Below are 26,040 nucleotides of genomic sequence, written 5' to 3'. Positions count from 1 at the left end.
TTAGCCGGCGCACAGCTCGGCTTCTTCCTCGGGTATCTCGTCGGTGACGATCACGCGAACGTGCGGCCCCGTTTCGTTCTCCATGCGCAGGCCGAAATAGTGGCTGTCATGCGCGTCCCAGAAGGCCTCGACCTGCTCCATCGTGGCAGCTTCGAGAAGCACTTCCAGGCTGTGCTCCAGGACGATCGTGTAGAGTTTTTCGGCAGACATCGGCAGGCTCGCGTTCGATTCGGGGAAAAGGGCTGCGCCTCGCAGCGGTGATGTCATTCTGACATTCGCTGCGTCGTTTGCCGTATCCGCTCATCGTCCCGCTCGGCTAATCCGCTGAACGGTGCTGTCCGCATCCCCGATCAGCGCCCGGACAGTGAAGCGTGTCCGGGCTGCGCATCGTTCAGCCGAGCAGCAGTGCGTCATCCGCCAGCTTCTCGCCCCGTACCTTCTCGAACATCTGCAGCAGGTCCGGCACGTCCAGGCCCTTGCGTTCGTCCCCGGCCACATCCAGCACCACCTGGCCCTGGTGCAGCATCACGGTACGGTCGCCGATGTCCAGCGCCTGACGCATGCTGTGGGTGACCATCATGGTGGTGAGCTGTTTTTCGGCGACGATGCGAGCGGTCAGTTGCAGGACGAAGTCTGCGGTGCGTGGGTCGAGGGCCGCGGTATGTTCGTCCAGCAGCAGGATGCGCGAGGGTTGCAGCGCCGCCATCAGCAGGCTGACAGCCTGGCGTTGGCCGCCGGAAAGCAGACCGATGCGGTCGGTGAGGCGGTTTTCCAGGCCCAGGCCGAGGGTGGCCAGGTGGCTGCGGAATTCCTCGCGCATGGAGGACTGCACGGCCCAGCCCAGGCCACGGCGCTGGCCGCGCTGCTGGGCCAGGGCCATGTTTTCCTCGATGGTCAGGTCTTCGCAGGTGCCGGCCATGGGGTCCTGGAACACCCGGGCCACGCGGCTGGCACGGTTCCACACCGGCAGGCGGGTGACGTCTTCGTCGTCGATCAGCAGCGTGCCGCTGTCCACCGACAGGTCGCCGGAAACCGCGTTGAGGAAGGTTGACTTGCCGGCGCCGTTGGTGCCGATCACGGTGACGAACTGGCCGGTGGGAATATCCAGGCACAGCCCCTGCAGGGCCCGCGTCTCGATGGGCGTGCCGGGGTTGAAGGTGATCTTGAGATTCTGCGCGCTGAGCATCAGGCATGCCTCCTGCGGGTCAGGCGCTGTTTGATCAGCGGGATGACCAGGGCGATGACCACCAGTACGGCGGTGATCAGGTTCAGGTCCTGGGCCTGCAGCCCGATGAAATCGCTGTTCAGCGCCAGGGCGATGAAGAAGCGGTAGATGATCGCCCCGAGGATGACTGCCAGGGTCATGTAGAAGATGCGCCGTGCCGGAAGGATGCTTTCGCCGACGATCACCGCCGCCAGACCGATGACGATGGTACCGATACCCATGGAGATGTCGGCGCCGCCCTGGGTCTGGGCGAACATGGCGCCGGCCAGGGCCACCAGGGCGTTGGAGATGGCCATGCCGAGGATGACCATGGCGCCGGTGTTGACGCCCTGGGAGCGGGCCATGCGCGGGTTGGAGCCGGTGGCGCGGATGGCCAGGCCCTGGCGGGTGGAGAAGTAGAGGTCGAGCAGAATCTTGGCGGCGATCACCACCAGCAGCAGGATCAGCGGCCGGGCCACGTAATCGCTCAGCCACTGGGGCTGCAGGATGCTGAACATGGTCGGTTCCATGATCAGCGGAATGTTGGGCCGGCCCATGATGCGCAGGTTGATCGAATAGAGCGCGATCATCATCAGGATGCTGGCCAGCAGGTCCATGATCTTCAGGTGTACGTTGAGTGCCGCGGTGACCACGCCGGCCAGCGCGCCGGCGGCGGTGGCGATGAGGGTGGCCAGGAAAGGATCGGTGCCATTGGCGATCAGCACGGCGCAGACGGCGCCGCCCAGCGGGAAACTGCCGTCGACGGTCAGGTCGGGGAAACGCAGCAGACGGAAGGAGATGAACACGCCAAGCGCGACCAGGCCGAAGATCAGGCCTACTTCAAGGGCGCCAAACAGGGAAAACAGTGACATGGGTGATGTGCCTTTGGTGAGCGGCTGCGCCGGCGTCAGGTGCGCCGGCGCAGGTCAGATCATTCGATGACTTCGGCGGCCGAGTCGATCAGCTCCTGGGACAGGGTGACACCCTGGGCGGCAGCAGCAGAGCGGTTGATGGACAGGCTCAGCTCGGCAGTCTTCTGCGGCGCGATGCTGCCGGGTTCCTCGCCCTTGAGCAGGCGTACCACCAGTTCACCGGCCTGAATGCCGTGCTGGTAGTAGTCGATGCCCAACGCCGCGATGGCGCCACGCTTGACGCTGTCGGTATCCGAGGCGATCAGCGGGGTCTTGGTGTCCATGCCGACCTTGACCAGCGACTCGTATGCCGAGACCACGTTGTTGTCGGTGTTGGTGTAGATCACGTCCACCTTGCCCACCAGGCTGCGAGCGGCCGAGCCCACGTCCACCGAGCGCGGAGCGGCGGCTTCGACCAGGGTCATGCCCATTTCCGGCAGCAGCTCGCGCAGGCGCTCGACCACTACCACTGAGTTGGCTTCGCCGGGGTTGTAGACCATGCCCACACGCTTGGCGTCGGGTATCACGCGTTTGACCAGTTCCATCTGGCGATCCAGTTCCAGCTCGTCGGAGACGCCGGTGACGTTGGTGCCGGAGGGTTCCCAGTTGCGTACCAGCTGGGCGGCGACCGGATCGGTCACGGCGGCGAACACCACCGGTACGGACTTGGTGCTGGCGACCACGGCCTGGGCTGAGGGGGTGGCGATGGCGACGATGGCGTCAGGGCGATCGCCGACGAACTTACGGGCGATCTGCGCGGCGGTGGCCGTGTTGCCCTGGGCGGTCTGGTACTGCCACTTGAGGTTATCGCCGCTGTAGCCAGCCTGCTCCAGCGCGGCGCGCACGCCATCACGCACGGAATCCAGCGACGGATGCTCGACGATGGCGGTGGCCGCCACGGATTTCTGCTCGGCGGCGCCGGCCGCGAACGGAGTAGCCAGAGTCAGGGCGAAGGCGCCCAGGGACAGCCATTTGGTTAGGGGTGACTTCAGCATGCTTGGATATCCTATCGGGCTCTTCGGCCCTGTCTGGTTGTTTTTGTGTCCGTGTTCGAGCGAGTCACGGGTCAAGGGTTGGCGATAACTTGGCGAACCGGGTTGGCACTGGTCCGCCAGGGCTGTCACGCGCCTTGCCCAACACGGCGAACCTCATCGACCAGCCGCCCGTGGCGAGCTGCCGTCGATGCGTTCGAGAGTGCCGGGACGAGAATATGGGGATAGGTGCATTTTTGCCAGTAAAGCCGGCGGCCAAAGACCAGATATGTGGGGTGGCTGATGGAGGGCCTGGCGCGTGTCGGTAATCGTTGTTCTTCGGTCGGGGCGTTTGCATTCGATTGCTGATAACGGCCGTTTGCTGTTCCGTGGATACCAGGCGGATATCAGGAGTTCGAAGGCCTCCAGGTATCTTCTGAGAGGTGGTTTTCGGTGGTAACTACCTGGTTTGGTAACGGGCTTTGTAAGCAGTCTGTTAAAGCGTTCTGTTAACCGGCCCTATTCGCCGTGTACCTGTTTGCGTATTGCGCGCTGTGTACCACCTTTTACAGCAGTTGAACCCTCTACCTATTCTGGGCTGGTTCCAGCGGCGGCTGCAAACGAAGGCAGGTGTCCTCTTTTGTCTGATCGACTGCCGCCGCTCGGGTTAAAGTAGCCGCTTTTACCGATCGCCCTGGAGCAGTTGCGTGAACACGGAAAACCATTCCCAGACGGCCGCCTTTCTCTGGTCGATTGCCGACCTGCTGCGCGGTGATTTCAAGCAGTCGCAGTACGGCCGCATCATCCTGCCGTTCACCCTGCTGCGGCGGATGGAGTGTGTGTTGGAGCCGACCAAGGAAGCGGTGATCCGTGAGTCCTATGCGCAGGAAGGCCGGCCTGATCTGGTGCGTGAGCGGCTGTTGCTGCGCGCGGCCGGGCAGCAGTTCTTCAATGCCTCCAAGTTGACCCTCGGCACGCTGTCCGACACCCAGACCGCTGCCGACTTGATGAGCTACGTGCAGTTCTTCAGCAAGGACGCCCGCGAGATCTTCGAGCACTTCCACTTTGAAGACTTCGTGCAGCAGCTCGCCGCCGCCAACCTGCTTTATCAGGTGGTGCAGCGCTTTGCCGCCACCGACCTGAGCCCCGAGCGCATCAGCAACTTCGGCATGGGCATTATCTTCGAAGAGCTGATCCGCAAGTTCGCGGAAAGCTCCAACGAAACCGCCGGGGAGCACTTCACCCCGCGCGATATCGTGCACCTGACCACCTCGCTGGTGATCACCGGGCAGGACGACAAGCTCAAGCCCAACAGCATCGTCACCATCTACGACCCGACTGCCGGCACCGGCGGTTTCCTCTCCGAGGGCGACGAGTACATCCAGTCCATCAGCCAGCAAGTCACCGTGTCGCTGCACGGCCAGGAGCTCAACCCCGAGTCCTACGCCATCTGCAAGGCGGACATGCTGATCAAGGGCCAGGACGTCACCAACATCAAGCTGGGCAACACCCTGTCCGACGACCAGTTGGCTAACAACCGCTTCGACTTCATGCTCAGCAATCCGCCGTTCGGCGTGGAGTGGAAGAAGGTCCAGAAGCAGATCACCGACGAGCACAAGGACAAGGGCTTCAACGGCCGCTTTGGCCCCGGCCTGCCGCGCGTGTCCGATGGCTCGCTGCTGTTCCTGTTGCACCTGGTCAGCAAGATGCGTGACCCGCGTGAAGGTGGCTCGCGCATCGGCATCATCCTCAACGGCTCGCCGCTGTTTACCGGCGGCGCCGGTTCGGGCGAGTCGGAGATTCGCCGCTACCTGCTGCAGAACGATCTGGTCGAAGCCATCATCGCCCTGCCCACCGACATGTTCTACAACACCGGCATCGCCACCTATGTGTGGGTGCTGAGCAACCACAAGGCCGCTGTGCGCCAGGGCAAGGTGCAGTTGATCGACGGCAGCCAGCACTTCGCCAAGATGCGCAAATCGCTGGGCAGCAAGCGCCAGTACATTACCGAGGAGCAGATCAGTGATCTGGTGCGCCTGTATGGCCGCTTCGAGGAAACCGCGCAAAGCAAGATCTTCCCCGTCGAAGCCTTCGGCTACCGGCGCATCACCGTCGAACGCCCGCTGCGCCTGAACTTCCAGGTAAGCAGCCGGCGCATCGAAAAAGTACGGGAAGAAAAAGCCATCGAGAAGCTGGAAGCCCCGGCACGCCAGCGGCTGATCGAAGCCCTGCAGACCATGGACGCCAGCGGGCTGCACCGTAACCGCGAGCAGTTCAGCAAGCTGCTGAAGAAGGCGCTCAGCGCTCACGATGTATCGCCCAGCGCGCCCGAGCTGAAGGCCATCCTCAATGCTCTGAGCGAGCGCGACCCCGAGGCGGACATCTGCATGGTCAAAGGCCAGCCGGAATCCGATGCCGGCCTTCGCGACAACGAGAACGTGCCGCTGGGCCAGTCGGTGTACGACTACTTCGAGCGCGAAGTGAAACCCCATGTGCCGGATGCCTGGATCGACGAAAGCAAGACGGACGCGCAGGACGGCGAAGTCGGTATCGTTGGTTTCGAGATTCCCTTCAACCGCCACTTCTACGTGTTCCAGCCGCCACGTCCGCTAGAAGAGATCGACCGAGACCTTAAAGCCTGCACCGACCGCATCAAGCAGATGATCGAGGGGCTGTCGGCATGAGTTTTCCGACGTATCCGGCTTACAAGGATTCTGGGGTTGAGTGGCTGGGGGAAGTCCCCGAGCATTGGGTCATGGGCTCCCTGAAAAATATGGCGCAGATACGCAATGGGAGAGACTACAAGGAGGTTGAAAGCTCAGATGGAGAGTACCCAGTAATTGGTTCTGGAGGGCAGTTCTCGAATGCTACTCAGTACCTTTATGAGGGTGAGTCGGTTTTGCTTGGTCGCAAGGGGACCATTGACAAACCGCTCTATATCAATGGCAGGTTCTGGACGGTGGACACCATGTTTTACACCGAGATTTCCAAAGGAGCCTGCGCAAAGTTTTTTTATTACAACTCGCTCACTATCCCTTTTGGTTATTACTCAACCAGTACAGCCCTACCGAGCATGACCCAGGCCGATTTGCTGAACCATCCAGCAGCAATCCCGACCAAGCTCGAACAAACCCAAATCTCCCGTTTCCTCGACCACGAAACCGCCCGCATCGACGCGCTGATCGAAGAGCAGCAGCGCCTGATCGAATTGCTCAAGGAAAAGCGCCAGGCCGTGATCTCCCACGCCGTCACCAAAGGCCTCGATCCAACGGTGCCGATGAAAGACTCCGGCGTGGAGTGGCTGGGCGAGGTGCCGGCGCATTGGGATGTAGTGCCAACTAACTATCGCTATGAAATACAACTCGGGCGAATGCTTAATGAACAACGTGCTCAGGGCGAGCACCTAAAGCCATACCTCCGTGTTTTTGATGTTCAGTGGCACTCAATCAATACGGCTGACCTTCCAGTGATGGATTTTCCGCCGGATGTGCAGTCTATGTACCGTCTCAGACATGGCGACCTTCTGGTCAATGAAGGTGGAAGTTATGTTGGTCGTTCAGCGATATGGCGAGGTGAGCTGGATGAGTGCTATTACCAAAAGGCGCTTCACCGGCTACGCCCGCATAGTCTTAAGAAGGATACTTCCGAGTTTTTCCTTTACGTCATGGAAATGGCTACTCAGCAAGGGGTTTTCGTCGCGGGCGGCAATCAGACGACCATTGACCACCTGACGGCAGAGCAGCTTCGGAAGTACCGATTTGCCTTCCCGCCGTTGGAAGAGCAGCAGCAGATCGCCGAGTTTCTTTCTGTTGACTCTTCAAAAAACTTGAGCACGACCGCCGAGGCAGAAAAACTGATTGGGTTCCTTCAAGAACGCCGCTCAGCCCTGATCTCCGCCGCCGTTACCGGCAAAATCGACGTACGCGGCTGGCAGCCACCGGCCAGCATCAAAGCCCCCAAATCAGAAGTAGCAGAGGCCGTATAAATGGCGGACAGCAAGGAAGCCCAGTTCCAGCAGGACATTATCTCCGCCATGGTCGCCCAGGGCTGGCTCACCGGCCCGGCCAGCGGTTATGACCGACGCGCGGCGTTGTATACCGAGGACTTTCTTGGCTACTTCAAGGACGCCTGGCCGGAGCGTTGGGACAAGTTCGCCAAGGCCAGCCCGAACAACCCGGACGCCGTGCTGGTGCAGAAGCTGGTACGCGAGCTGGAGCAGGACGGCACCCTGGAGGTGCTGCGCCACGGCTTCAAGCTGCCGGGGGTAAAGATCGAGGCGTGCAGCTTCCAGCCCGACCACGGCATGAACCCGGATACCCTCAAGCGCTACCAATGCAACCGCCTTCGCGTGGTGCCGGAGGTGTCGTATTCCCCTCACTACCGCGAGGGCGAGTACAACCCCCGCTTGGACTTGGTGCTGTTCGTCAACGGCATCCCCGTCGCTACGCTGGAGCTGAAAAGCGAGTTCAAACAGAGCGTGGAAAACGCCAAGCGCCAGTACCGCTACGACCGCCCGGTGAAAGACCCACTGACGCGCAAGCCCGAGCCGCTGCTCACCTTCAAGCGTGGTGCGCTGGTGCACTTCGCCGTAAGCCAGGATGAAGTGGCGATGACCACCAAGTTGGCCGGCAAGGAGACTTTCTTCCTGCCGTTTAACCTCGGCAGCCTCGACGGCGGTGCCGGCAACCCGCCTGCGCCGGACGACAGCCAATACGCCATCGGTTACCTGTGGCAGCGCCTGTTCCAGCCCGATGCCTGGCTCAAGGTGTTGGGCCGCTTCCTGCACCTGCAGAAGAGCGTGAAAGAGGATGCCGACGGCAACCGCAGACCTAAGGAAACCCTGATCTTCCCGCGCTATCACCAGTGGGAAGTGGTCAACACGCTGATCGAGACCACCCGCGCCGAAGGGCCGGGCAAGCGTTACCTGATCCAGCACAGCGCAGGTTCCGGCAAGTCCAACTCGATTGCCTGGACTGCGCATCAGCTGGCCTCGCTCTACGATGCCGAGGGCCAGCGGTTGTTCAACTCGGTGATCGTGATTACCGACCGTACCGTGCTGGACAAGCAGCTGCAGGACACCATCTACCAGTTCGAGCACGCCCAGGGCGTGGTCAAGTGCATCACCCGCGATATCGGCAGCCAGAGCAAATCCGAGCAACTCGCCGAGGCGCTTGCTGAGCAGACGCGCATCATCATCGTCACTATCCAGACCTTCCCGGCGCTGTTCGATGCGCTGGACAAGTACCCCAAGCTGGCGAGCGGCCGCTATGCGGTGATCGCCGACGAGGCGCATTCCTCGCAGACCGGCTCATCGGCCAGCAAGCTCAAGCAGATTCTCGGCAGCGATGCGCCGGAGGCTGAGGAAATCAGCGCCGAAGAGCTGCTGGACGCTGCCGTGGCTGCCCGCGCGCCCAACGAGCGCATCAGCTATTACGCCTTTACCGCCACGCCCAAGGCCAAGACCCTGGAGCTATTTGGTCGCGTATCCGACCCGACATTGCCGCCCAGTGCCGACAACAAGCCCGAGGCGTTCCACCTGTACTCCATGCGCCAGGCCATCGAGGAAGGCTTCATCCTCGATGTGCTGCAGAACTACACCACCTACAGCACCGCCTGGAAGATCGCCCACCCGGAAGGCGACGACGAGGAAGTGGACTCGAAAAAGGCGCGCATGAAGCTGGCGCGCTGGGTGCGCCTGCATCCGTACAACATCAGCCAGAAGGTGGAGGTGATCGTCGAGCACTTCCGCGCCAATATCCGTCACCTGCTGGGCGGCCAGGCCAAGGCCATGGTGGTCACCAGCAGCCGCCAGGAGGCGGTGCGCTACCAACTGGCGGTGCAGGCCTATGTGAAGCAGATGGGCTACAACGATGTGCATCCGCTGGTGGCCTTCTCCGGCAGCGTGTTGCCGGACGGGGTGATCCCCGAAGAGGTGACCGAAAGCAGCAGCCTGCTTAACCCCGGCCTGAACGGGCGCGACCTGGCGGAAGCCTTCGACACCCAGGACTTCAACGTGATGATCGCCGCCAACAAGTACCAGACCGGCTTCGACCAGCCCAAGCTGTGCGCCATGTACGTGGACAAGAAGCTGCAGGGCGTGGACTGCGTGCAAACCCTGTCGCGCCTGAACCGCACCTTCGGCGACAGCAAGCCGACCTTCATCCTCGACTTCTTCAATGACGCCAAGGACATTCTCGACGCCTTCCTGCCGTACTACACCAAGGCCGAGTTGACCGACGTGACCGACCCGCAGCTCATCTATGACCTGCAGAAGAAGCTGGATGCGGAGGGCATTTACCACTGGGAGGAAGTGACAGCGTTCGCGCTGGCTTTCTTCGACCCCAAGGCCGCCGCCAGCAAGCTCAGCTACTACTGCGCGCCTGCGAGGGAGCGTTTTGCCAAACGCTACAAGCTGGCCCAGGAATCACGCCAGCACGCGCTGGAGTTCAAGCGTGCCGCCGAGAAGAACGGCGACAGCGCCGGCCTGAAAAAGGCCGAGGCAGCCGTGAAGGAAGCCGGCGAGCAGGTGGATCAACTCGATCTGTTCCGCAAGAACCTGCAGAGCTTCGTGCGCTTGTACGAATTCCTCTCGCAGATCATTCCCTATGAGGATCGCGAGCTGGAGCAGCTGTGCGTGTATGCCAAGCACCTGTATCCGCTGCTGCGTATTGATCGCCTGGATCAGGATGACGTAGATCTTGGTGAGCTGCAGTTGAGCCATTACCGTCTTCGCAAGCGCGCCGAGCATCAGTTGCGGCTGAGCGAGGAGCAAGGCAATTACGGCCTCGATCCAGCGAGTGCGCTAGGCAGCGGCAAGGCCCATGACCCGGAGAAGAAGCGCCTGTCGGAAATCATCGAGGCTCTGAACGATATCTTCGGCGCGGAGGTGAGCGATGAAGACCAACTGCAATTCCTCACCGGCATCGCCAACCGCATCAGCCGCCAGGAAGACGTGATGGCCCAAGTCAACAATCACTCGGTAGAGCAGGTGATGCATGGCTTGTTCCCCAAGCGCGTGCTGGACTCCGTGTTGGACGCCATGACCGACAACGAAAAAATGTCGCTGGAAGTGCTGGATAACGAAACCAAGAGCCGGGCGTTTGCGTTAGTGATTTTGAAGATGCTGAAGTCGGCGACCGGCTTCGATGAGAGCGGTATGCGCGGCATGTGAATGCCACGAACAGGGAAAGGACGTAGAAATGGCAATTCCGGATTTTCAAAGCGTGATGCGCCCGGTGCTGGCAACCGTGCAGGATGGTGTGCCGCTGGCACTCAATGAGCTACGCGAGCGCGTTGCCGATCAGTTCCAACTGACGGAGGACGAGCGCAAAGAGCGATTGCCTTCAGGTAATCAAACGGTGATCAACAACCGTGTGGGCTGGGCGCGCACCTACCTGAACAAGGCCGGCCTGCTGTGCATTCCAGCCAAAGGCATGGTGCAGATCACCGCACGCGGCCGGGACGCGCTGATCAGCGGCCCGCAACGCATCACCGTGAGCTGGTTGAAGCAGTTTCCCGAGTTTGCCGACTTTCATACCGCCAAGCCCCAGGCGGCAGATGCGCCGGCCGTGGTAGCGCTCGATGCCGCCGAAACGACGCCAGATGAACAACTGGCAGAGGCGCACCAGGCGCTGCTGCAGTCACTCGCCGATGAGCTGCTGGCACAGGTACGGGCGGCAACGCCAAGCTTCTTCGAACAACTGGTGGTCGATCTGATGCTCGCCATGGGCTACGGCGGTTCGCGTAAGGAGGCTGGTAAGGCGACCCAGGCCACCAACGACGATGGTATCGACGGCATCATCAAGGAAGACAAGCTCGGCCTGGACGTGATCTACCTGCAGGCCAAGCGCTGGAGCAATACGGTACATCGGCCCGAAATCGACAAATTCATCGGCGCATTGACCCGGCAGCGGGCGCGCAAGGGCGTGTTTATCACTACCTCGGACTTCTCCGCTGGTGCTCGAGAGGCGGCGCTTGGATTGGACATCAAGGTGGTGCTCATCGACGGCGTGGAGCTGGCGCGGTTGATGGTGGAGAACAACCTGGGCGTGAGCGTTAAGCAGGTGTACGAGGTGAAGCAGTTGGACAGTGACTACTTTGCGGAGGAATAGCCTTTTCGGCGTCGAGTCCACCCTTCGGTAGCAGTCAGCCCTACAGCAATACCCGCTGCCAGCGCTTCCTAAACGCCACTATTCCGCTGAAGGAATATTTCATGGAGGCTGTATCCGGATGGCTCGATGACAATCAGCAATTTTGCCGAGATCGCCGCTGCCGATCAGCAGCCGCAAACCTTCGACCTCTTTCGACACCCGCTACCCCAGAAAGCAAAACCCCTGATCTTCTCTAGGAAAATCAGGGGTTCGAGTCTTCAAAATTGGTGGGCCGGGGTCACCTGAACTGGATAGATAACAGATTGATTTTTAATGAGTTATCCATGTCGAAAATTATCAGGCATACATACAGGCATACACGTGGCCTGTTGCTGGCCAACGTTGAGCTCCGCTTTCTCGCTTCTTGATCAGTCACTTCCCGGCCTAACTGATTGATTGAGCCCGCGCCCTCAAGCCGCCTGCTCCCAGGTCGACCACCCTGCCTACACATCTTGATGTTCCGCCCCAATGACGTGTCTTTGGGTTCCAGGGCGGATACTTCTGCGGACTGAGGCATCTGAACCGGCGTCGAACTTTTCTAGGCAAGTCCGGACCGGTGAGGCGAGCCCTGAAAAATGCTTTTCTGTGGAAACTAGCTTAGTAACCAACTATGGAAACCTAGCTGGCTGCACTGCCAAACAGCCAAGCGCTAATCAAAGTGGCGGAAATCATTCAGCAGCCACCGCTGGAGCTAATGTCAGCGGCTCACCAAGTCGGAGGCAGAAATGTACAAGACGGACAACCACGACAAGGAAGACAACCAAGGCAAAGGGGAGGGCGAAGAGGATGATCTGTCGCACCTCGACAGGCCAATGGTTACCTACTCGCAGCACACGATATCTAAAGCAACCTACGGGGATAACGGTCTGGCTGCGAAGCCACTTGGGAAGGCAACCCAAATGACAGGTTTCCGTGCGTACCTGGCTGCGTACCACCTGCTTGCGTACTTGCGTTTACCGCACAGAGAACCTGTCAAAACCTGTCATTCAGGCAGATAACCCGCAGCGTATGCTGCGTTTACCGTGTTACCCCACCCCCTGGCGTTTTCGCGTTTCGGCGACGGCGTTGACGATCTGAGGTTTTCTCAGGTCCGCTCCCACACTAAGCAAACCACTAATCCCGTCCTGCCAACCATTGTCTTGGCTGGCCCGGCTATCCGTTATCGCTTCAGGCGCGGAGATCAAGGGCTGACGTCTGCCGTCGGCATCGCGCGGACTGTGCGCAAACCCACTTTCTCTGGGACTTTTCGGCCCTCGGCTCTAGCCCTAAAAACACGCATTTCTGTGGATACCAGCCTGGATACCAATGCCCTGGATACCAGCCCAGACCAAACCGTCCCGATAGACAGCACCTGAACCATCCTCGCACTCGGCTTGGCGGCGGGCCAGCCCACATGGGATTGCTCTGCACCCCTCAAACAGGCCAATACCCTGTTAACCGGCTTGTTAACCACCATGCGTTAACTACACCCACGCTAACCTGCTTACTAGCATGGCTCGTTAACCGACTGATTTCCTGCGTACCGACTTCAGGGCGGATGGAGGACCTAACTAGATCGCCCCACCCACGCCTTTGAATTTCTCAACAAAAGCGGCGATCTTTTGGAACACGCTCTGCTTCTTGGCTAGGTATTGCGGGTTCAGCGGGCTCATCTTGGGCAGCACTGCGTTCAGTTCCGTGCCGCTGTCGCTGGCGAACTCCCGCTTGAGTGAAGTAGCGATATAGCGCCTTGCCGCCTCGGCATTCAGGTTTTCAGCGCTGATCAACTCTTGCGCCTCGCGATGCTGTTCCGCTTGAGCGAAAGTGAAGAAGGCCTCAATTACGCTGGCCTTGTCGCCAATCTGGTCCAGATCGGTCTGATTGATGAAGTCCACCAGCAAGCTCTCTTTGGCACGGTTGCCAAGACTGGCCCGGATCACCCGACGCACCTCATCCACCAGTTCCGACTTGCTCTTGATCTTCTTGTTGTGCTCGAAGATCAGCTCCAGGATGTAGTCCAGATTGATCTCTTGCGACTTCAGCAGGTCCACCTCAAAGACCACATCATCCCAGTCGATGGTGGACTTCTCTTTCTCAGCCCCCGCCTTCTCTCGGCGTAGCCAGTCGCGCACGTCGTTGTAGGTCGAGCGATAGTCCTGAACCTTCCGCTCGGGCGGGAGCGTGATGGCTTGCAGCGCGGTCAGGTCGTCATCGCTCAAATAGTGTTTGGCTTTGAACGCTTCCACCGCTGCTGGGTCGGTCATATCGACGCTTTGCAATTCCTTCAGACTGGCGAACTCGTCATAGTTCTGCAGCACGTTTTCCACGCGCAGATACTCACCAAACAGTTTGGCGAACGCCTTTTTGTCGGCTTCCTTTTCAATGGCAGCGGGGTCGGGGAAGCGTGTTTCCAGCTCCTTCACCACGTCCACAAAGCCACGTCGCGCTTCTCCGGTGGTCGCATCGGTGAAGCCTTCCATGTACTCCTTGTAGCTCTTCTCCAGCACCACGTTCTTGGTGTTCTTGTCACCGAACAGGGTGATGGCGTCGATGGTCGCTTGCTCCAGGTCGCGGAAGGTGACGATGTTGCCGAAGGTCTTGGTGGCGTCAAAAATGCGGTTGGTGCGCGAGTAGGCCTGCATTAGCCCGTGGTAGCGCAGGTTCTTATCCACAAACAGAGTGTTCAGCGTGGGCGCATCAAAGCCAGTCAGGAACATGCCCACCACGATCAGCAGGTCGATTTCCTTGGCTTTGACCTGTTTGGCCAGATCGCGGTAATAGTTCTGGAAACCGTTGCTGTCCACGCTGAAGTTGGTCTTGAACAGCGCGTTGTAGTCGGCGATGGCTGTGCTCAAAGCCTCCTTGGCGCTGAGGTGCATTGCCGATACATCAAAGGTCTCATCCTGGATGTCGCCAATGGCGTCCTGCTCCTCATTGGCCGCGAATGAGAAGATGGTGGCCACCTTCAATGGCTTGTCGCTGCCTTTCTGTAGCTCCTTGAAGCTCTCGTAGTACAGCTTGGCAGCGTCCACACTGCTGACCGCAAACATAGCGTTAAAACCGTTGTTGCCCGCCTGCAGGCGGTGGGTCTTCTGCCGGAAGCTGTTCAGGATGTACTGGGTGATCTCGCGGATGCGGTCTGGGTGCAGCAAGGCATGCTTGTTCTCCGCCGCGCTCAGTTTTTTCTCGTCCTTCTCGGTTTCGATGGCTTTGAACTGCGGGCGCACATCGTTGTAATCCACCTTGAACTTGAGCACCTTTTCATCGCGAATCGCATCGGTGATCACGTACGAATGCAGTTCACGGCCAAACACGCTGGCGGTGGTTTCCGCGCCCAGGGCGTTCTCGGGGAAGATCGGCGTGCCGGTAAAGCCAAATTGATAGAAGCGCTTGAACTTCTTCTTCAGGTTTTTCTGTGCTTCACCGAATTGGCTGCGATGGCACTCGTCAAAGATGAACACCACCTGCTTGCCGTAGATAGGCAGGTCGCCCTCGCTCTTCATCAGGTTGTTGAGCTTCTGGATGGTGGTGACGACGATCTTGTTGTCGTCCTTCTCCAGGTTGCGCTTGAGGCCCGCCGTGCTGTCAGAGCCATTCACGCTGTCCGGTGAAAACCGCTGGTATTCCTTCATGGTCTGGTAGTCCAGATCCTTGCGGTCCACTACGAAGAAGACCTTATCGATGAACTCTAGCTCGGTGGCCAGGCGCGCGGCCTTGAAGCTGGTCAGCGTTTTGCCCGAGCCGGTGGTATGCCAGATGAATCCACCGCTTTCCGTGTTGCTCCAGTTCTTCGCCTGATACGCGCTGTTGACCTTCCACAGAATGCGCTCGGTGGCTGCAATTTGGTACGGGCGCATCACCAGTAGGGTGTTGCTGACATCGAACACCGAGTAGTGCAGCAGCACATTGAGCAGCGTGTGCTTTTGGAAGAAGGTGGCCGTGAAGTCCTTCAGATCCTTGATCAGCGTGTTGTCCGCCTTCGCCCAGTTCATGGTGAAGTCGAAGCTGTTCTTGTTGCGCTGCGTGGTGTTGGCGAAGTAACGGCTGTCGGTGCCGTTGGAGATCACGAACAGCTGCAGATACTTGAACAGGGATTGCTCGCTGTTGAAGCTCTCCTTGCTGTAGCGGTGCACCTGGTTGAAGGCTTCGCGAATTGCCACGCCGCGCTTCTTCAGCTCTACCTGCACCAGCGGCAGGCCATTGACCAGAATCGTCACGTCGTAGCGGTTGGCGTGGCTGCCAGTCTGCTCGAATTGCTTGATCACCTGCAGCTTGTTGCGGGCGATGTTCTTCTTGTCCAGCAGGTAGATGTTCTGGATGCGCCCGTCGTCAAAGACGAAGTCGTGAATATAGTCGTCGTGAATCTTGCGGGTTTTCCCAACGATGCCTTCGCTGGGCTTGTCGAGAAAGGTCTCGATAAAGCGCTGCCATTCCCCTTCGGCAAACTGCACATTATTCAGCGTCTGCAGCTGCAAACGCACATTCGCCAGTAATGCCTGCGTTGTGTTCAGGGCGGGCAGGTATTCGTAGCCCTGATTTACCAAGTCCTGAATGAACTCTCGCTCCAGATCACTTTCGCTCTGGTAGCTCTCGGCGATCTTCCACTCTTGGGTGTATTTATCCAGAACGATGAAATTCTTCGATTCTGCGATGGGGCTGTATTCGATCATGTGTTTTCTTCCCGCCAAAATCCATGGCGCTCGACTATGTGTTTCAGCAAGTTTTCAAGGATCTTCTTTTCTTCTGGCTTCAGTGGCTGCACTTCTTCGGCAGCATGCTTCGAATGACTCGAGAAGTTAACAATCCGCTTTGCAGAAGGGTTGGGCAAACCATCGGCTGTTTCCGGCAGGAGATGTTCCCACCGTTTGTGTCCGAGAAATGTCGCCGTTTTTTCAAGAATATTCCGCAGTAGATTGAAGTGATATTTTTCGATCTGCCCGCTTTTAATGGCCTCCTCAAGCAGCGATATTAGATGTAAGTGATATGCAAAAGGGGAGTCATTGGGCTGCGCTACTAAGTTAAGAGTGCCGTCCTCATTTTTCTCCAGTCGCCACTTGCTGAGCCATTTTGATTTCCAGCTGTAGTGCTCGGTTTTTTCATCACTGCCGAACTCGTTGCAAAGCACGTTGAAGAAAACTGGGTTATGAGTCGTAATGATGAACCTGATGCTGGATTTGTTGGATTTAATAATCTGTGCAAGGTCTACGGCCAATTGGATCAGGTGGTTGTCATCCAAAGAGCTGACAGGATCGTCGACGAACACATGCTGCAGGTTGTCAAATGGTGTCGGTTCAGGGTAGTCAGGTTGAACATCGTTTAGCGTGAAAATCGCCTGTTCGAGCAGTGTGTAGAAAATACTCCAGATGAAGTTGCTTTCTTCGCCCTTAGAGATTTTTAGATTTCCTGAATTCTCGTCATCGCCGCGCTCCAGTGAGAACGTCACCTCAGAGAAAGCTTTGACCGTGATCTCTTTGTCGCCCTCGCCTTTGGTTTTGTACTCTTCATTGAATCGCGGCGTGAGCTTGTCGCTGGTGTAGCGCTGAAACGTACTGATGATGCTTTGGTCTTGCCCCTGGTCTTTCAGTACCCAGTCGGTAAACGAATTCGGCTGGATTTTCAGCTTGTACTCGGCGTCGAGCGCCAGGTCGTTGTCCCAGTAAAACAGGTCTTCGGTGAAGGCGCTGTAATAGAGAATCCTCTTGTCTGCCAAGTCCGATAATGGCGCATCATCCCCCTCCACCTTGGGATCAATCTCCTGCTTGAATGCCCGCGATAGACGTGTCTTGCCTGTGCCGTTGAAGGCGTAGATGAGCTGCACCTTCTTGTCGGCGTCTTTCAGCTGCTTGGCGATTTCGTTCAGCGTCTTGCCCATGTTATGCCTCTGCAGTTTCCGGCTGGGAGAAGCTCAGCAGCAGGTCGCGGTAATGCTCGTACTGTTTCTGGCGTAACTCGATTTCGCGGGGAAGACTTTCGCTGATGGAGTTTATTAGGGCGTCGAATTTATCAAGAATGCCCGCAATGCGCTCTTGCTCTTTCAATGAAGGAAGCGGGACTTGCAAGCTCTTTAAAAGACTGCCCGTAACCAGTGGCTGACCACCACCTACCGCGTACTGATTCAAATTCATGTGCGTAAGCTGGTGAAAAGCGAATCGAAGATTCCACGCATCTATGGGGCGAATTATGAGCGTGTTATCGGATACGTCAAAATCTCCGGATACCGCATTAACTCGCCCGGCATTCGCGCCGACGCGAGCAACAAGAACTACGTCGCCCGAGTAGGCTGCGTCGCTAGTAAAGCCGATCAGGCCTGTCGATCCATAGACTGGAACGGTGCCCTCGGCAGTTCGAGCCTTATTTCGCCCTGACGCAATACTTGTTGTAATCGACCCCAGCGTCTTCCACTCCACTTCCTCGTCTTCAAAACTCAACAACTGGTCACGATAGTAGTTGTATTGCTTTTTGCGGGCGCTCAGCTCGGCGGTCAGTTCGGTGGTCAGCTTGGCGTTCAGCTCAGTGAAGGCGTCCAGTATGCGGGCGATTTCGGTCTGAATTTCCAGCGATTTTTTGGGATTATCTGGAGAGGGGATGGGGATTTCTAGCTTCTCAACAGCGGCTATTGATAAGCGCGGAATGCTTGCCCTCCGAACCTGAGATGAAATCTCATGCTGTTTCATCAAAAGAAAGTGATAAAGGTATTTGTTGTTAACAGTATTTTCTTCTGGGAAAAAATAGACATCATCTGCGGCCCAGAAAGCAACATCGCTAAAACCAATCTCACCCGCTGCGCCGGCAACAATCACAAAAGTTGCCCCAGCTTGAGCATTGCTTTCATGGTAATAGCCGAGCGGCTTCATGCTGTTCTGATAGACGGCATAACTGCCGACTTCTTCCAATTGGCTTTTGACGAGCCTTCTCCCGCGCTGAGGTGCAACTAACTCGCCAACCTCGATCCACTTCACTGCAACCCCATCCAGCAGCTTTTCTAAAAAGCTCACGCTGCTCATGCCTGCAACTCCTCGCCTTCAATCTCCGCGACGATGGTGTCAATGTCTTTGCGCAACTGGTCGATTCTGGCAACAGTGGTTTTCAGCTCGGCATTGAGCTGGGCAATATCCACCACTTCGCGGTTGTCGCGTGCTTCTACATAGCTGCTGACCGACAGGTTGTAATCGTTGGCAGCGGCCACCTGCTCAAACGGCACCGACTTCGCGAAGTGATCGACATTAGCCTTGCTGTCGAACGCCTGCATGATTTGCGCGATGTGTGCGTCTGATAGCTCGTTGTTGTTCGTTTTTTTCTCGAACAATCCGCTAGCGTCAATGAACTGGGTGGTAGTGTCGGTTTTGTGTTTCGAAAGCACCAGAATGTTCACGGCGATGGTAGTGCCGTAAAACAGGTTGGGCGCCAGCGAAATCACCGTTTCGACATAGTTGTTATCCACCAGATACTTGCGAATTTTCTGCTCAGCTCCGCCACGATAAAAAATGCCGGGGAAGCAGACGATGGCGGCGCGGCCTTTGCTGGAGAGGTAGCTGAGCGCGTGCAGTACGAAAGCGAAGTCGGCCTTGGATTTTGGTGCGAGCACGCCAGCCGGGGCAAAGCGCTCATCGTTGATCAGCGTGGGGTCATCGCTGCCGATCCACTTCACCGAATACGGCGGGTTGGAGACGATGGCATCGAACGGTTTGTCATCGCCAAAGTGCGGGTCAATTAGTGTGTTGCCCAGCTGGATGTTGAATTTGTCGTAGTTCACGTTGTGCAAGAACATGTTCATCCGCGCCAGGTTGTACGTGGTGTGGTTGATTTCCTGCCCGAAGAAGCCGTCTTCGATGATGTGGGCGTCGAAGTGCTTTTTGGCTTGCAGCAACAGTGAGCCGGAGCCACAGGCCGGGTCGTAAATCTTGTTGACGCTGGTCTGCTTGTGCATGGCGAGCTGGGCAATCAGCTTGGACACATGCTGCGGGGTGAAGAACTCGCCACCGGATTTGCCTGCGTTGGCGGCGTAATTGGAGATGAGGAATTCGTAGGCATCACCAAAAAGATCAATATGGGCCGCGTCGAAATGGCCGAATTCCAGCTCGGCCACGCCTTTGAGTACGGCGGCCAGGCGGGTGTTTTTGTCTTTAACAGTGTTGCCGAGGCGGTTGCTGGTGGTGTCGAAGTCGGCAAACAGGCCTTTGATGTCGTGCTCGGAGGGGTAGCCGTTGGCGGAGGCTTCGATGGCGGCAAAGATAGCGGCGAGATCAGTATTCAGGCTCTCGTTGGTACTGGCGCTGGCGGCCACCTTGGCAAACAGTTGGCTAGGGTAGATGAAGTAGCCCTTGGTCTTGACCGCGTCGTCTTTGATGTCTGCGGTGATCACGCTGTCGGGCAACTCGGCGTAGTTGACGCTCTCGTCACCGCCCTCGATGTAGCTGGCGAAGTTCTCGCTTATGAAGCGGTAGAACAGTGCGCCGAGCACGTACTGCTTGAAGTCCCAGCCATCGACTGCACCACGTACATCGTTGGCGATTTGCCAGATTCGGCGTTGTAATTCGGCACGTTGTTGGATACTGGTCATTCTGATTTTCCTAATTCAACTCGGTTACTTGGTCTCTCCATCGCGTGATGAAGTGACTTGAGTGAGACGGTGGATTTGATTCGCCGAACCAGTTCTGCAGCGGATGCACCTACAGCATGGCCAATAGCGGATAGGCTGGACGGCCCCCTTCGCCCTTCGGATGCGGCTCGGTCAGGCTATCAAGCTTGCCACGGCAACACCTGGCCCATCTCAATCAGGAGCAATTTCTTGCGGATCTACTTGCGTTTGCCGACGTACTCAGCATCGGCGAAGGCCATCTACCTCATCGAAAAGCTCGGGTAACGGGATGGGAGTATTTCACCAGAAACGGGAAGTCTTCTTCAGAATTTCCTTAGAGCGCTGTTCAACTTGCAAGTCTTGCTTAGTCAGGATTACTCCAAGATGCCGGAATTTGGCCAGCGCCAATGTGCGGCCTCCAAGGCTTCTGCATGAGTCACTGGCTCGCCAACCATGGTGCAGATGGTTTTGCCTCCGAGGGTTATCTGCCAATGGCTGCGGCGCTCCAGACCGTCATTCGCCGCTAGTTCTGCGAGCAGTTCCAGGCGGTGGGCTTTCACGTACAGGCGAACATCAGGGGTCAGCTTCGATGCAGGGGAAACGACGATACGTTTCCCCTTGGCCTGGGCCGTCAAGCCACGCTCGCGGAGGAAATCGATAGCGGCGCCCATTACAGCTCCTCCGTGTCGTTTTCATCCCACAGCGGCTTTGCGTCCTCGTTGTCGTAAGGGGGTGTTTGATCCGCTACATTGCTACAACCCGCGCTAGCTTTAGCTTTGCTTGTAGCGGAAAGCTCTTTTGGGGCATGAGGAATAGCGCTCTCCGCAACGCTGTAGGCCTTTTCATTACTGGACTGTAGCGGTGTAGCGCTTGCAGGGAGGGTGTTGGTGGAAGTGAGCGAGTCGGCCGCGCACAGGTAGCGTTCGAAGGCATCTGCGAACTGCTCCAGGTGGTAGCCCTTCTTCACCTCGTAGCCCTGACGAACGTCCTTCGACTTGATGCCAAACTCGGCCAGCTTGCGCGACAGTTGCCGGAGCTGAATCGGTTTGCCCCGGTTCCAGGTTGCCCAGGGCGATTCCTCGTCGTCGCACAACGCTTGCAGCAGGTCGGCGCTAAAGAGCTTGGCGGTGTGCTTACGCTCGAATGCGGCTTGAATGTCGCCCAGCAGCTCGGCGCCGATGCTGGGTGCTTCTCCTTCCAGACCGTGCAAGGTGACGGCTGCCTGGCGAGCCAGGCGCGGCCAGTCGCCCCCCGCCACACCGGCGATGGCAAGCAGCGGCTCCCAAGCATCATTCGCGCGGTCGTTCAAACCTTCGATCTCGGCCGGCCTGGCCAGGCGAACGGCCTCCCGCTTATCTACGGCGAAGCGGGCCAGCTTGCCCACCAGGACGGCGAAGTGTTCCGGGGCAGCGTGTCGCATCTTAACCGTGCGCTCCCCTGGCATCTTGCGACGCAGGCGCAACGGAATGCTGCGATCTTCCAAGGTGTCGGCGATCTTACCGATACCGCACAGAGCCTTGGCGCCCCAGACGTTGAACTTGGTCGGGGTGTGGCCGTCGCCCACGCAGCGGATCACAAAGGCGCTGTCACGAGTAAAGCCTGCATTCAGGATGCCGCGCGCTTCCTCGTGCTCGGCAAGAAAGGCGTCCACCTCATCGATCAGCAGGGTCGGTGTCCACAGTTCCAAGGCGCGGAACAGTGCCGCTGGGGCGATGTTGGACACCGCGAGTGGACGGCACGACAGACGCGCCAGCACACCCAGCATAACGGTCTTGCCGCAGCGCTTCTCCGGAGCGGTGATGTTGGCAATCGGTGCCACGTCCACAACGTCGATAAACCAGGTGAACGCAGCCCACAGCGTGGCGGCGTGGATAGTCGGCGTGTCGGCAATGACGTGGCGTTGAATGGTTGCGGTGATCTCGTTCAGCAGCTCGGTCCCATCCACAGGATTGGGGTGGATCGTCACAGGGGCGAACAGCTCATCACGCCCCCCGACATCGGTGTTGCTGGTATTGGTCAACCGCTCCAGGTCGGCCATGCTCACGGCGCCAGCTGCCTTGATGGCTTGCCGGTAGCGCGCCCAGCGGGCCGGGTCACTGCCGCGCACCTCGCGCAGCAGCGCCAGAACGTCGGGCTCGAACAGAGCACCGGCATCCTCCTTGAGCTTGGCAATCGCCTCGGCTATTGGGTCGGGAGTGACGGAGGCGGGGATCAATTGGAATTCGGAAGTAGTCATTTTCCGGCCTTCACCCATTCGCGCAGGTCGTTGAAGTCAGTCAGGTGCAGAGGGGCGTCAGCCGGCCAGGGGGGCAGGATCAGGTCGCAGCCTAGGGCGGCGGCAGCGGAAGTGGCGGCAGTCCGGCCGGGGTTGCCCTCGGTCTGGCGGTCGTCATCGGCGGCGAAGATCATCACCGCGTCTGGGTGGCGACGTTGCAGGTGGCGGCCTACCTCCAGCAGATTGCCGCAGTTCATCGCGCAGGCGACCGGGTGGCCCGTCTCGGCGTGCAGGGTGGCGCCCGTGGCCCAGCCTTCGCACAGGTACATCGGTTGCCCTGCGGTGATGAGTCCGAGCGGCGAGTAACAGCCCTTCACCCGGCCACCGGAGAGGAATCGCTTTTGCCCATTGGCGCCGATGCGTTGCAGGTTCACCAACTTGCCGTCGTGATACAGCGGTACCAGCAGCACGTCACCCCGCTGGCGCAGGTTGTACGGGCTGCAGCCCTTGGCGATCAGGTAAGGATGATTGGGGTCTGCGCGGCGAGCATCACGCCACAGCTGATTGGCATACTCGGCAGTGGACTGCTGGCGCTGGTACTGCTCGGCATCCCGCTGACGTTTGGCCTGCGCTATGCGCTGGGCGATCAGTTGGGACTCCAGCGGATTGGCAGGCTTGCGACTGCTCCAGGTGTACGAGCTGCCGGCCTTCCAGCTACCGAAGCAGCCCGAGACGATGCCATCGGCGGACAGCACATACCAGCCGTTATGCGTCCCGGCTTTGTCGCCGGGGACATGGAAGCGGTGAATCGAACCATCCGCTACCGGCTGCCAATCCATCGCGCCGAAGGTGGCAGCCAGTTTGTCGCGGAACAACACTTCGGCATCGCTCACTGCAAGCGGGGTGAAGCGCAGAGCGGGGCCCATTAGGCGTCACGCTCTTTGATTTTTGCGGCCAGCCAGGCGTTCAGCTCGGCGATGACGTAGTAGGCCGTAGCCTGGCGGCTGCTGCCGAACTTGATGGGCTTGGGGAAGGTCGGGTCTTTCTTGCGCAGCTTGTCCAGCCCGGAGCGGGTCTGGCCAATGACTTTGCAGACCTCAGTCTGAGGGATGAGAGCTTGGTCAATCGCGGGGTGGGTAGGGTGCATCTGAGCGCCTCCGTATGGGTTACGGGGCGCAAGGTAGATAGGCCAGGTGGAGTGCTCTAAATCACCATAAGTGCGTTTATGTTGAGCGCGCGTAGTGACTGGTCATTTGCATCAGAACGTCGTCTGGCAGCAATTCAAACCCTTCGCGGAAGTCATCGCATGCTCGCTTCACGGTGCTTTCACTGATATTCAGGGTTTCGGAGGCATCGGCGACCGCATCCAGCCATTTGCAGCCTTTGCGTAAATTCAGAACAACAATGGCTGCGGCATGCATGTCCCGCTCATAAGTGTCTGTCCGACTGTATTTGCCCTTGATGCGCTTCAAGCCAAAGGCTTGGTCGGCACTTTGCCCTTCCATGATCCGGGCAAACACATGCTTCATCAGTGCATACAGTACGTCCGGGGCGACATACTCGTCGTCTTGCATTCGCTCATGGAAAAGCTCGATCACCTTGCGTGACAGCTCGGGATCAAAGTTGCATTTGAGGTACTCGATTATTGAGAGGAGCCCTCCGTGGGTTACGTCGTCCCATTTGCGCATTTGAGTTACCTATGTAGGCGCGAGTTATAGCAGTGGGTTCGTCATGCCTGGCGCTTGAGTGACACGACATTGCCTGCCGCCAATTTGTCCAAGTGATCGGCATACCACTGCATCATCACCTTGCGCTGCTCCAGATAAGTGCTCTTGTCGTAGACGCCTCGGACGCCTTCCTTGACGTGGGAAAGCTGGGCCTCAATGTGCTGCGAGTCGAAGCCGTTTTCGTTGAGGATGGTGCTGGCCAGGTGACGAAAACCATGGCCGGTCTGCCGGCCTTCGTAGCCCAGACGGCGCAGAGCCATTAGAAATACGGTGTTGCTGCGTGGCTGGGTGGTTTTGCCTTTGCCGGGGAACAGCAGCGCATAGTTGCCTGTGATGTTCTGTAGTTCGCGTAGCAGGGCAACAGCCTGAGCAGGCAGTGGCACCAGATGCTCGCGGCGGCGTTTCATGCGCTCTGCAGGGATCAGCCAGAGGCCTGTATCGAGGTTTAGTTCTTCCCAGCGCGCCTCTCGCAACTCGGATGGTCGGCAGGCGAGCATCGTCAGCAGTTGCAGGCCTATGCGTACATCGGGTGCATGGGGGTAGGAGCGGATGGCCCTGAGCAGGGCAGGGAGCTCCTCAACGGATACATGGGCAAAGTTCTCCACTGGTTTGGTCAGTAGAAATTTGTGCAGCCCTTCGAGTGGGTTGTGGGTGGCGCGCCCGGTAACTCGGGCAAGGTCGTAGATTTCTCTGCACATGCCTCGCACGCGGCTGGTTTGCTCAACGATACCGGTCTGCTCCATGCCGCGCAGGAACTCCATCCACTCCATCGGCATAATGCCCGTGTGCGGTCGTTTGCCAAATACGGGGAATACATGCTTTTCGAGGGCGCCGATGGTGCGAACGCCTGTTCCTTCAGTCCAGGTCTTGCACTTGATGGCGTACCACTCGCGGGCAAGGTGCTCGAATGTGTTGTTGGCGGCCTCAATCTCGGAGGCACGGATGGCGCGCTTGGTCGCCAGTGCGCTCCCGTCCTTCGCCGTGCTGTCGCGCAGCTTCGCGGCCTTCTGGCGAGCCAGCGCCCCGCTCACCTCGGGATAGCCGCCCATGCCCAACCAGGACCACTTGCCGTCCGCCTTCTTGTAGCGGAGCTCCCAGGACTTCTGCCCGCTCGGCTTGACGCGGAAATACAGGCCATTGCCGTCCAGCTCCCGGTACACGGAGCTCTCGGGCTCTAGGGTAGCGAGCACGGTGTCAGCCAATGGGCGGCGCTTGATCTCGCTACGCTTCATCTTCTGTATGCCTCCGGTTCAACTTATCCGGAAGCATACACACAGGCATACACGGCAAGCAATGCTATAGAGGGGCATAGGGGAGCATACAGAAACAAGAAAGCCCGCACGGGGCGGGCTTCTTGGGGTGTTTCCGGTGCATGTGGGAACATGAGGAAACTTACATTTGGTGGAGCCGGGGGGATTTGAACCCCCGTCCGCCAGTTCTCCGCTGTCGGTACTACATGCTTAGCCAGATCTACTGAGTTAACTCCGCGCCGCCCGATTGGCAGGGTGCTTGGAGCGAGCTGTATGAGTTTTAACCGTTACGTCTACAGCGAACTTGGCGGCGATCCTGTTCTGTCTGACAGTCATTTCGGGTTTACAGGCATCCCCTCATGACCGCTGGCGCCGAAGCGACCAGATGAAGGTTAGGCGGCTAGCGCGTACCCTTCGTAGTTGTCGTCGTTGGCAACTATAAGTTTGCAACAGTGGATTTACGAGTTCTGTTACCAACTCGGCATGCACCTAGAGTTTCGTTACCGGCGTCGAATCCTAATCGGCCCCATGAAGCGGCTTGCAGCTTCATGCCCGCGCAGTCTACGCCAAAGCGGGAGCTGCGTCGAACGCTTGGTCGATAGATGAGGGTAGCTGGTCGGATTTCAAGGTATGAGATTAAAAAGGGCAGGCCAGCATGCTGACCTGCTCGCGTCCGACTGATGAAGTCAGTTGCTGGCTCCCGAGCCGGTTCCGCTGGTGCCGCCACTGCCGGAGCTGCCAGGACCCTTGAGTTCCTGCAACGCCTTGGTGGTATGCGCGATACAGGCTTCGGTGTCGCCTGACTGTTGTGCCTGCCTGGCCTGTTCGACGTACTCTTCGACCTGGCTCTTGGCCGGCTCTCCAAGGGTGGCCATATTGGTGGCCATGTTGTCGTCGATTTCCTGCAGATTCGTCTGGCAGAGATTCGTGTCGGCGAAGGCGACCGGGCTGGCGAGCAGCGCGGCTGTGGCAAGTAGGGCGAATCGTTTCATGAGCGTCCTCCAGGGGTTGTTTCCCGGCGGGCCTGCCTGATGAACTGCTGTGGCGGCGCCGAG

20 protein-coding genes, 1 other RNA gene and 1 pseudogene are annotated in these 26,040 nt (G+C 58.5%); 5 read left to right on the top strand and 17 right to left on the bottom strand.

The features are described 5' to 3' along the window. From EA795_RS05790 to EA795_RS05775, 4 genes are all read right to left on the bottom strand, one after another. Positions 1 to 210, bottom strand: coding sequence for a hypothetical protein (locus EA795_RS05790; protein WP_014853960.1), 210 nt, complete (start codon positions 208 to 210; stop codon positions 1 to 3). A 181-nt stretch (positions 211 to 391) separates the two neighbouring features. Next, entirely contained in the window at positions 392 to 1,186 is a 795-nt protein-coding gene (locus EA795_RS05785; protein ID WP_014853959.1) for an ABC transporter ATP-binding protein, read from the bottom strand. Beyond that, positions 1,186 to 2,076, bottom strand: a complete 891-nt coding sequence (locus tag EA795_RS05780) for an ABC transporter permease (protein ID WP_058076193.1) — start codon at positions 2,074 to 2,076, stop codon at positions 1,186 to 1,188. Before EA795_RS05780 ends, EA795_RS05785 begins: the two co-directional genes overlap by 1 nt. A gap of 59 nt (positions 2,077 to 2,135) precedes the next feature. Continuing rightward, complete coding sequence (locus EA795_RS05775; RefSeq protein ID WP_122076103.1) at positions 2,136 to 3,110, bottom strand: ABC transporter substrate-binding protein; 975 nt, start codon at positions 3,108 to 3,110, stop codon at positions 2,136 to 2,138. 683 nt (positions 3,111 to 3,793) lie between these two features. On the opposite strand from EA795_RS05775, the gene EA795_RS05770 reads away from it, so the two are divergent. From EA795_RS05770 to EA795_RS21005, 5 genes are all read left to right on the top strand, one after another. Continuing rightward, positions 3,794 to 5,770, top strand: coding sequence for a type I restriction-modification system subunit M (locus EA795_RS05770; protein WP_122076101.1), 1,977 nt, complete (start codon positions 3,794 to 3,796; stop codon positions 5,768 to 5,770). Beyond that, a complete protein-coding gene (locus EA795_RS05765; RefSeq protein ID WP_122076099.1) occupies positions 5,767 to 7,071 on the top strand; it encodes a restriction endonuclease subunit S in 1,305 nt (434 codons plus the stop codon). The genes EA795_RS05770 and EA795_RS05765 overlap by 4 nt, the downstream gene beginning before the upstream one ends. Beyond that, positions 7,072 to 10,257, top strand: a complete 3,186-nt coding sequence (locus EA795_RS05760; protein WP_122076097.1) for a type I restriction endonuclease subunit R — start codon at positions 7,072 to 7,074, stop codon at positions 10,255 to 10,257. It abuts the gene before it with no gap. 28 nt (positions 10,258 to 10,285) lie between these two features. Then, entirely contained in the window at positions 10,286 to 11,197 is a 912-nt protein-coding gene (locus EA795_RS05755) for a restriction endonuclease (RefSeq protein WP_122076095.1), read from the top strand. A gap of 126 nt (positions 11,198 to 11,323) precedes the next feature. Beyond that, on the top strand, positions 11,324 to 11,482 hold the full coding sequence (locus EA795_RS21005) for a hypothetical protein (RefSeq protein ID WP_158601296.1): 159 nt from the start codon (positions 11,324 to 11,326) through the stop codon (positions 11,480 to 11,482). 1,304 nt (positions 11,483 to 12,786) lie between these two features. On the opposite strand, the gene EA795_RS05745 is transcribed toward EA795_RS21005, so the two are convergent. From EA795_RS05745 to EA795_RS05685, 13 genes and pseudogenes are all read right to left on the bottom strand, one after another. Continuing rightward, positions 12,787 to 15,885 (bottom strand): type I restriction endonuclease subunit R, encoded by a 3,099-nt coding sequence (locus tag EA795_RS05745; RefSeq protein ID WP_122076091.1) that lies wholly within the window; start codon positions 15,883 to 15,885, stop codon positions 12,787 to 12,789. Next, on the bottom strand, positions 15,882 to 17,087 hold the full coding sequence (locus EA795_RS05740) for an AAA family ATPase (protein WP_122076089.1): 1,206 nt from the start codon (positions 17,085 to 17,087) through the stop codon (positions 15,882 to 15,884). Before EA795_RS05740 ends, EA795_RS05745 begins: the two co-directional genes overlap by 4 nt. A gap of 1 nt (position 17,088) precedes the next feature. Beyond that, positions 17,089 to 18,219 (bottom strand): restriction endonuclease subunit S, encoded by a 1,131-nt coding sequence (locus EA795_RS05735; protein WP_122076087.1) that lies wholly within the window; start codon positions 18,217 to 18,219, stop codon positions 17,089 to 17,091. Next, positions 18,216 to 19,775, bottom strand: coding sequence for a type I restriction-modification system subunit M (locus EA795_RS05730; protein ID WP_122076085.1), 1,560 nt, complete (start codon positions 19,773 to 19,775; stop codon positions 18,216 to 18,218). Before EA795_RS05730 ends, EA795_RS05735 begins: the two co-directional genes overlap by 4 nt. Before the next feature lie 43 nt (positions 19,776 to 19,818). Further along, positions 19,819 to 20,011: pseudogene (locus EA795_RS21610) on the bottom strand (transposase); the annotation flags it as partial. 156 nt (positions 20,012 to 20,167) lie between these two features. After that, positions 20,168 to 20,464 carry a hypothetical protein gene (locus tag EA795_RS05720; RefSeq protein ID WP_122076083.1) on the bottom strand — a complete coding sequence of 99 codons (297 nt, stop codon included), beginning with the start codon at positions 20,462 to 20,464 and terminating at the stop codon, positions 20,168 to 20,170. Then, entirely contained in the window at positions 20,464 to 22,029 is a 1,566-nt protein-coding gene (locus EA795_RS05715) for a DUF3631 domain-containing protein (protein WP_122076081.1), read from the bottom strand. Before EA795_RS05715 ends, EA795_RS05720 begins: the two co-directional genes overlap by 1 nt. After that, positions 22,026 to 22,934 (bottom strand): toprim domain-containing protein, encoded by a 909-nt coding sequence (locus EA795_RS05710; RefSeq protein ID WP_122076079.1) that lies wholly within the window; start codon positions 22,932 to 22,934, stop codon positions 22,026 to 22,028. Before EA795_RS05710 ends, EA795_RS05715 begins: the two co-directional genes overlap by 4 nt. Then, positions 22,934 to 23,155, bottom strand: coding sequence for a helix-turn-helix transcriptional regulator (locus EA795_RS05705; protein WP_122076077.1), 222 nt, complete (start codon positions 23,153 to 23,155; stop codon positions 22,934 to 22,936). Before EA795_RS05705 ends, EA795_RS05710 begins: the two co-directional genes overlap by 1 nt. A 76-nt stretch (positions 23,156 to 23,231) precedes the next feature. Further along, a complete protein-coding gene (locus EA795_RS05700) occupies positions 23,232 to 23,696 on the bottom strand; it encodes a hypothetical protein (RefSeq protein ID WP_122076075.1) in 465 nt (154 codons plus the stop codon). A gap of 41 nt (positions 23,697 to 23,737) precedes the next feature. After that, positions 23,738 to 24,967 carry a tyrosine-type recombinase/integrase gene (locus EA795_RS05695; RefSeq protein WP_122076073.1) on the bottom strand — a complete coding sequence of 410 codons (1,230 nt, stop codon included), beginning with the start codon at positions 24,965 to 24,967 and terminating at the stop codon, positions 23,738 to 23,740. A 167-nt stretch (positions 24,968 to 25,134) separates the two neighbouring features. Beyond that, positions 25,135 to 25,513: a transfer-messenger RNA gene (gene ssrA / locus EA795_RS05690) on the bottom strand. A gap of 158 nt (positions 25,514 to 25,671) precedes the next feature. Beyond that, complete coding sequence (locus EA795_RS05685; protein WP_014853956.1) at positions 25,672 to 25,977, bottom strand: PA2433 domain-containing protein; 306 nt, start codon at positions 25,975 to 25,977, stop codon at positions 25,672 to 25,674. Positions 25,978 to 26,040 lie beyond the last annotated feature (63 nt).

Source organism: Stutzerimonas nitrititolerans (assembly GCF_003696285.1).
Classification (GTDB): Bacteria; Pseudomonadota; Gammaproteobacteria; order Pseudomonadales; family Pseudomonadaceae; genus Stutzerimonas; species Stutzerimonas nitrititolerans.
The sequence above is the reverse complement of the archived record's forward strand: the minus strand, read 5'-3'. Positions and strand labels throughout refer to the sequence as shown.

Bases quoted from the DNA above. Each gene is read 5' to 3' on its own strand.
- EA795_RS05755 (WP_122076095.1), top strand. From the start codon at position 10,286: ATGGCAATTCCGGATTTTCAAAGCGTGATGCGCCCGGTGCTGGCAACC.
- EA795_RS05715 (WP_122076081.1), bottom strand. From the start codon at position 22,029: ATGACTACTTCCGAATTCCAATTGATCCCCGCCTCCGTCACTCCCGAC.
- EA795_RS05700 (WP_122076075.1), bottom strand. From the start codon at position 23,696: ATGCGCAAATGGGACGACGTAACCCACGGAGGGCTCCTCTCAATAATC.
- EA795_RS05740 (WP_122076089.1), bottom strand. From the start codon at position 17,087: ATGGGCAAGACGCTGAACGAAATCGCCAAGCAGCTGAAAGACGCCGAC.
- EA795_RS05695 (WP_122076073.1), bottom strand. From the start codon at position 24,967: ATGAAGCGTAGCGAGATCAAGCGCCGCCCATTGGCTGACACCGTGCTC.
- EA795_RS05790 (WP_014853960.1), bottom strand. From the start codon at position 210: ATGTCTGCCGAAAAACTCTACACGATCGTCCTGGAGCACAGCCTGGAA.
- EA795_RS05745 (WP_122076091.1), bottom strand. From the start codon at position 15,885: ATGATCGAATACAGCCCCATCGCAGAATCGAAGAATTTCATCGTTCTG.
- EA795_RS05775 (WP_122076103.1), bottom strand. From the start codon at position 3,110: ATGCTGAAGTCACCCCTAACCAAATGGCTGTCCCTGGGCGCCTTCGCC.
- EA795_RS05735 (WP_122076087.1), bottom strand. From the start codon at position 18,219: ATGAGCAGCGTGAGCTTTTTAGAAAAGCTGCTGGATGGGGTTGCAGTG.
- EA795_RS05760 (WP_122076097.1), top strand. From the start codon at position 7,072: ATGGCGGACAGCAAGGAAGCCCAGTTCCAGCAGGACATTATCTCCGCC.
- EA795_RS05705 (WP_122076077.1), bottom strand. From the start codon at position 23,155: ATGCACCCTACCCACCCCGCGATTGACCAAGCTCTCATCCCTCAGACT.
- EA795_RS05730 (WP_122076085.1), bottom strand. From the start codon at position 19,775: ATGACCAGTATCCAACAACGTGCCGAATTACAACGCCGAATCTGGCAA.
- EA795_RS05780 (WP_058076193.1), bottom strand. From the start codon at position 2,076: ATGTCACTGTTTTCCCTGTTTGGCGCCCTTGAAGTAGGCCTGATCTTC.
- EA795_RS05720 (WP_122076083.1), bottom strand. From the start codon at position 20,464: ATGGGCGCCGCTATCGATTTCCTCCGCGAGCGTGGCTTGACGGCCCAG.
- EA795_RS05710 (WP_122076079.1), bottom strand. From the start codon at position 22,934: ATGGGCCCCGCTCTGCGCTTCACCCCGCTTGCAGTGAGCGATGCCGAA.
- EA795_RS21005 (WP_158601296.1), top strand. From the start codon at position 11,324: ATGACAATCAGCAATTTTGCCGAGATCGCCGCTGCCGATCAGCAGCCG.
- EA795_RS05785 (WP_014853959.1), bottom strand. From the start codon at position 1,186: ATGCTCAGCGCGCAGAATCTCAAGATCACCTTCAACCCCGGCACGCCC.
- EA795_RS05685 (WP_014853956.1), bottom strand. From the start codon at position 25,977: ATGAAACGATTCGCCCTACTTGCCACAGCCGCGCTGCTCGCCAGCCCG.
- EA795_RS05765 (WP_122076099.1), top strand. From the start codon at position 5,767: ATGAGTTTTCCGACGTATCCGGCTTACAAGGATTCTGGGGTTGAGTGG.